This is a genomic window from Helcococcus sueciensis DSM 17243, from assembly GCF_000423145.1.
Lineage (GTDB): Bacteria > Bacillota > Clostridia > Tissierellales > Peptoniphilaceae > Helcococcus > Helcococcus sueciensis.
Genome location: NZ_AUHK01000037.1, coordinates 1 through 7,390, shown reverse-complemented (window position 1 = coordinate 7,390; position 7,390 = coordinate 1). Strand labels below are relative to the sequence as shown.

Here is a 7,390-nt window from a genome sequence, read left to right as displayed (position 1 = left end):
TCTATAGATAAATCCTTTATCTGTCTTAATCCAATTTGGATTATCTATTGATACAACACCTTCTACTATTTCTTCACGTTTTGCTAAACCAATTACTTCGCCATTTGGAGATTTTCTTATATTTGAATCTCCACTTGCGAATCCTTTTACTTCTATTGTATTTGATAGAAGTGGTTTGTATACATACGCTTCTTGTCCATAGTAATCGAATTTAACCCAATCTGATCCTTCTTCGTATTCACCTTCTACAACAGCTCCACGTGCAAGTGTTCCTATTACTGGACCATTTGGACTAACTCTAACATTTGTTGTTCCAGTTATATATCCTTTTGCTTCATGAAGTTTTGGTTCTTCTGGATCTTTTGGATCTTCCGGATCTTTTGGATTTTCTGGATCTTTTGGATCTTCAGGGTCTTTTGGATCTTCTGGATCTTTTGGATCCTCTGGTTGTTCTTCTTTTTCATGCTCTACTGATAGTATTGCATCTAGAAGTTTCATAATCTCTTCAGTTAACTCTTCATTAGATAATCCTTCTTTATTTAATAATTGGCTAGCTTGTCTAATTGCTTCATCTAATTTTTCTGCTGATTCTTTTGTTAGATTTTCTCTTAGTTTTAACTCACCAGTTCTTATTAATTTTTCTAGAGATGTTGTATCTACAACCTCAACTTCAGTTTCCACATCTTTGAATTCAAGATTTGTAAATGCATCTATTAATTTCATTACTTGTTCATCAACTTCTTCTTGAGTTAATTTTTCCTTTTCTAAAACTGCATTAGCTTCCGCTAATTTTTCTTTTAGATTTTTAATTGATTCTGGTTTTACTTTTTCTTGAATTTCATCTAATTTAGATTCTATACTTCCAATTAAGTTTTCTAGTTTTTCTTTATTCAATTCAGGAGTTTCTGGAGTTTCTTTTGCTTTTAGAGCTTTATAAGCTTCATTTAAAGCTTTAAGACTTTCATTTACTTCAGTTTGAGTAGCTTTGTCATTGTCAAGAACTTTTTGAGAAGCTTCAAATTGATTTTCTAAAGCTTTTACGCTATCTTTTGTTAATAAATCTTTAACTTCTGGTAACAACTCTTTCATTAAATCTAATGTAAGTTTTAATTCGTCTTTGTTAACAACTTCTGGCTCTTCACCCTTGAATTCTGGATTTTCAAATGCATCTCTTAACTCTTCATGAATTTTATCAACTTCTTCTTGTTTAGCATCAGGTTTTGCTAATATATCCTTAGCTTCTCTAAGCTTATTGTTAATATTTTCAAGAGATTCATTTGTAATTAAATCTTCTAAACTTGGTAATAAATCATCAACTAGATCTACATAATCTTTTAGTTTTTCTTTATTAACTTCTTCTACAGGATCCATGTCTTTTATTGTTACTTTTGCTGTTTCAATAAATCCAACAATAGCATTTTCTGTAATAGGTTTTAGATTGATAGTAAACCATTGGTCACCTGTAATCTTGGTATTTCTTCTTGTCCTTACTTTTGCTATAGCTTCTGTTTGTCCATCATCAAAAACTACATCTGTAATGGCTTCTGTGTCGAAATCATCTTGGATAGCAGTTCCTGGGTTTGGTTCTAATCTAACTTTTAGTTCCCCTTTAGAACCACCTACTCTTTTTATTTTTACATCAATTTCAGAATCTTCATCCATAGTGTAAGAATCTTTTTCTATAGTTGCCATACCTAATTCTTCATTATTAATTACCATGGCTCCTTCAACACCTATAGCTTTAGATTTAACTCTTACTTTCAATATATGTTCTTTATCTTCTAAATCATCTGATTCAAAAATGATAGTATTTGTAGTTCTTGGATTTCCTTGAGTATCTATAGTTATGATTTCTCCATCATCAATTTGAACTTCCATTATTCCATGGTTTGGATCCTTTGTACCTACTAGATAAACTTTTGATCCCTTAAATTTGACTTCAAATGTAGCACCAATATTTGCCCATGTATTAGTTCCATTTTGATATTGGATTCCTGTTTCATCATGCCATAGACCTTTAAATGTAAATCCTTTATCATTTTCACCTTCTTTATAGATATCTCTTACATCTATATAGTCCATACCATTTGGTAAGACAGAAGGTAATTCAAAACCTTTAGAAGCCTTATATATACCTATTTCAGATAGGATAGGCACTTTTCCACTTTGAGTTGAAACACTTATTCTTAAATCAGTAGCTTTGATTACTTCTGTTCTGATTAATCTCTTAGCCCCAATTGTTATTCCTTCGTCTATAAGCTTCCAATCTCCATCACCATTTTTGTATTCTACTTTATAGTTATTAATTTTTTGACCGTATAAAATAGCTTCTTCAATTGAAATAACATCGAATCTAGTTTCTTCTGGTAATTTGATTGTGAGAGTTGCTGAATGTGTATCATCATTTGTTGCCCAAATAGTTTCATCATTCTTATCTAATAAGTTTTGAGTTGATGTATTTTCTCTAGTATCTGAAGCTGTTATGCTTACACCTTCTTGTAACAATAAATTATTTTTAAAGGTATCTCTGATATTTTGACCAAATTCAAGTGTTCTTTCTCTTATGGAATCATCAAGAGATCCTTGATTATTTGGTGGTATATTTAATAGTAATGGCGAATTGTGTCCTACTGAATTAAAGTACATTGTTGCTAGTTCTTCAATGGTTTTTGGTGTATTTTTCTTTGTTCCCCAGAACCATCCAGACGTTATTCTTGCATCTGATTCTGGAACTGTCCATTGGTTACCATTTTCATGTCCTTTATAATAAGCACCATCCTTGTTACTATCAATGGTATTTTTTTCATAATTTACTATAGATTTTGACCATGTATTTTTATGAGCATATCCATTTTCATTTCCTATCCATCTTACAGTTGTGTAAGCTTCAGCTCCAAAGAGCATTACGTCTGAGTCATGTCCGGCTTCTTTACCTTGCAATCTTTGGATTGTATCGAAATATCTCTCAAAGTCGTAATCTTGAGCATTAGCTCCAGAGCCTTTGGCACCATCCATCCAAACTTCTACAAATCTACCCTTATTACCATAATCTTTGTTTCCTAGAATTTCTTCTAACTGATTATTATAAAAGTCATTGTAGTCAAGCACGTCTTTTTCTTTACTTGTAGGGTTACCATTTTCATCATAGTATCCATATGACTTTTCATGGATATCCCATGGTGATAAGTAAAGACCCATATCTATATCATATTTACTTGCTTCTTGTGATATTTCTTTTAAGATATCTCCCTTACCATCCTTATAGTCGGTTGAAGCTATATCATAATCGGTATATTCACTTGGCCAAATAGCAAAGCCATCATGATGTTTTGCTGTTATAATGATCTTCTTAAATCCAGCATCATGAATAGTTTTTACTAGTTTTTCGGCATCGAAATCTTTATCTAAAGTAAATATTTCTTTAGGATGTTTTGTACCATAATGTTCACCCCATTCAACTTCATTAAAGGTATTAGGTCCAAAGTGAACAAAAGCAGCTAATTCATCTTTTTGATATTTATATTGGTTGCTATTTGGTAAAACATCATCATATAGAGGATTTTCATCTTTTGTTTCTTCAATTACTTCTTGACTTAAAATAATTTCATGTATATTTCTAGAAGCTTCATCCCATTTTAATTTTACAGCTAAAACATGGTCATATTTGCTTGCATCTATCTTTTTGAATGTATCAGTTAATTCACCTAGGTCTACCCAGTTTTCATTTTCATCCATAATGGATAGGTTCATTTTTTCAGAACCTGAAGTTAGTATATGGATTGATTTGAAATCTGTTGGTTTATTAATGTAGTAAACCAATTCACCTGCTTCACTAGCCTTGTATGATGTCATAATATTCCTATCAGTTAATGCTAATTTATTATTCTTTTGACTTTCTGTCGTTGTAACTTGAATGCCAGGTTTTTTAGATTTCGCTAAATATTGTCCATCATTTAATAGGATTTCATTAAATCTTACCCACTTATCATTACCTGGTTTATTTTTAGTTATTTCAAATTTGATATAACGAACTGCTTTCGCTTCAAATTGAGATTCTTTATAGTTAAATGAAACATCTTTACTTGGGAATGCTGATGCATTATCTTCTACATTTTCACCTGCATCAATTGTTAAAACATCTTTCCATGTCTTATTGTCATCACTTACACTAATCTTTCCATATCTAATAAAATCATGTTCACTGTCATCAACAATCATTCTAATCTTTTCTAAAGATATAGTCCTACCTAAGTCATAAGTAGCATACTTGCCTGCATGTTGTGAATTTTTGAACCATGCTTTAGTATTTAGATTTTGGTCAAAGGCTGCTAGTTCGTTTTCTTTATCACTATAATTAGTTGCTATGAGTCTAATTGGACTGTAGTCAGAAGTTTTAACCTTTAATACTTCATTTAAAGTAATATCTTCTTGACTATCATTAATCAAACGTACATATCTAGCACTTTTATCTGCATCTAAGTTGTCATGGTAAACAACATTATTTTTAGAATATTCTAATTTTAACTTAGAATTATTTTCTACTTTTTCAATTTCCTTAATTTCACTTAGTTCAATACCGATATATTGTCCTGGTTTTAAGGTCTTGTTTACCTTATCAAGGATAAATTCATCTCCATTTACTATAGCTTGCTTATTTTTCAATTCATCTACATTAGTAAAGGTATCTGCACTTCCAGTACTTGATACATTAAATTCTCTAATACTTGCCCACACATTTACTTTTTCTAAGTTTCTAAATCTTATATATTTAGATTGGATACTTTGTTCAAGATGGATATCAACATCTTTTCCTTTTTGAACTTCTTGGATAGGTGTGTAATTTACACCATCAATTGAGTACTCTACAACAGATTTACCAAAAGTATCTCCTGCAGCACCATTTCTACCTTGTTTTATAGTTATATTGTTTATATTTGCAACTTTATTTAATTCTACTCCAACATAAGAATCAACATCTAAAAAGTCACCATTTTTACTATATACAGTTATAGCTGTAGACACATCGCCATCTACCATCTTAGACATATCACCATTACCTGGATTCCATGTTCTTAGCATATCACTCGCATAAAAACCTTTTAGTGTTAAATTTCCTTGATTATCATTTTGATCTTGATTATATAGCTCTTCATTTAATTTTTCTTTAATATCTTTATTAATTAATGGGCTAATTAATTTTGATGCTGGATCAACATAAATAGCTTGATTATTGATATGAGGTGCCTTGTGAGTTTTAGATTTTTCTAAATACTTGTTTCCTTCAGCAAATTTACTCCATTTTTCAGACATATCTTCTGAAGCTACAGCTTCCATAAATAGTTTTCCAGCTTCTAATAATTCTTCAAAAGAATCTAGCCATGGTTTCATCTCTTCTAAAAGAATTTCATTTTTACTATTTTTTCTGAATGAATCTATAGAGCTTAAAATTCCATCAAATTCTTTTGTTAATCTTTCAGTTGCTTTATTTAAAGCTTCTTTATTATTTGATTTAAGTGCATCTTTGTATTCATTAAGTAAAGCTTCTATATTTTGTGATTCTGGTAATACTAAGCCATGACCACTTGGACTTATATCTTGTAAGTGTTCAGATATATTTCTCAAGTCTTTTGCTGCATTTGGTTCAACATATTCAAATGAATCATTCCATGACTTATCAGCATCAAAGTCATCTGTATTCCATGCATAGTCTGCAACAGCAAATATAGCTACCTTACTTGCTTGACCTTGTTGCATTGGGTTTGAAACTAAACCGGCTAAATTTTTAGTTCCTTTTTCCAATATATAACCAGGTCCCATCATCAATCTTTGTTGGTGGTAGTCATTTACTGGCCAGTTTAACCAGAAGTATGGATTTCTACCAGGGTTTCCATCTGTAGTTGATCCTTTTATAAAGTTGTTTACAGCATCTTGACTTACTGGACTTACAACTTTATTTCCTGTCCAGAATATTTTTATATTGTCTGGTGCCTTGTTTAAGATTTTTAATTCTGAATAGTTACCTTGCCATGCATGGTTGTATCCCGCTGGACAAAATAGGACGTCTATTACATCTCCCTTATCCTTTGCCCACTTACTAATATCATTTAATAGTCTCAATAGAACATTTCTATCTAATGTTCCTACGTCGTCTGCTAGAATACCAAATTGACGTACACCAGCATCATATAGTTGCTCAAATTTATTTGTTAATACTTTGAAATCTGATTCATAGTTATTAAAATTAAATCTTTGGTTTGACATAAATGGATGTATTGTCCACACAAATTTATTATTTGATTTCCTACCTACATCTATTAATTCTTTCACCTTAGTCAATTCTTCTTGTGGATATAATTCTCCCCATTTGCTTGAATGATATGGATCATCCTTAGGAGCAAATATATAGGTATTGGATTTAAAATCTCCACCAAATTCCATTAAAGATTTTTTATTTTCATGACTCCATGGTATACCATAATAACCTTCAATAAATCCCCTATATTCTACGTCAGCATAATCATTTAAGACCAAGTTTCTTAAACTAGTTTGACTTTGGTTAACAATGTGTTTTAATGAAGTAACTGCATAGAATAAGTCATTTGCTTGTCTAGCGTTTAGATATATATTCCCATTATCTATAATTAAAATATAGTGGTTAAATCCTTCGTTAGGATATTTTACTCCTTTTTTATTTATTACTTCACTTACTATAGAATCTTCATCATTTAAGCTTAAGATAATATTTGTATACTCATCTTTAAGGTCTTCATTTTCTAGAATAGTTTTCCCCTTAAATACTAGTCTTAACTTATCTAAAGTTTCCTTTTCTACCTTATTTGAATAAATCAAGTTTACTTTTTCCTTGATTTCAGTCTGTCCTTCTGAATATTCTAAACTTTGTGGTTTAGGATAAATATTATACTCTTTATTTGTCATATCATTATTTTCTACTGCAAATACACTTCCTATTGGTTGCAAAACTAATGATACTAACAATAAAAATGCAAGTATTTTATTTTTCATTAATTCTCCTTCATTTTTATATGAATAGATTTTTTTGTTTTTTACGAAGAAAGCATAAAGCTTTCTTCGTAAAACATATTATTGGTTTTTCTTCTTTGAAGATAATACATAAGCATCAATTGATACTAACAACATTGCTGACATAATTGCTATACCAGCATCACCTATCTTTAGTCCCTTTCTTGGTTTTATTGTTGGACTTTGAGGTGTATGTTCTTTACTTGTTTGATTTTCTGCAGGTATTCCTTCTTTTTTCATTCTATTTTACAAATTCTTTGTAAACATATGCTCTTTGGACTTTGTATTGGATTTCTACCCAGTTTGGATTACTTGCAGATAATTTACCTGTTAACTTAACCCCTTTTCT

Annotated in this window: 2 protein-coding genes; both read right to left on the bottom strand. The window is 30.5% G+C overall.

All coding sequences use genetic code 11. The features are described 5' to 3' along the window. On the bottom strand, positions 1-7,023 hold a 7,023-nt coding region (locus G534_RS08460), incomplete at its 3' end, for a beta-N-acetylglucosaminidase domain-containing protein (protein WP_205617670.1). Between the two features lie 78 nt (positions 7,024-7,101). Further along, complete coding sequence (locus tag G534_RS0106910) at positions 7,102-7,281, bottom strand: hypothetical protein (protein WP_027348462.1); 180 nt, start codon at positions 7,279-7,281, stop codon at positions 7,102-7,104. Positions 7,282-7,390 lie beyond the last annotated feature (109 nt).

Bases quoted from the DNA above. Each gene is read 5' to 3' on its own strand.
- G534_RS0106910 (WP_027348462.1), bottom strand. From the start codon at position 7,281: ATGAAAAAAGAAGGAATACCTGCAGAAAATCAAACAAGTAAAGAACAT.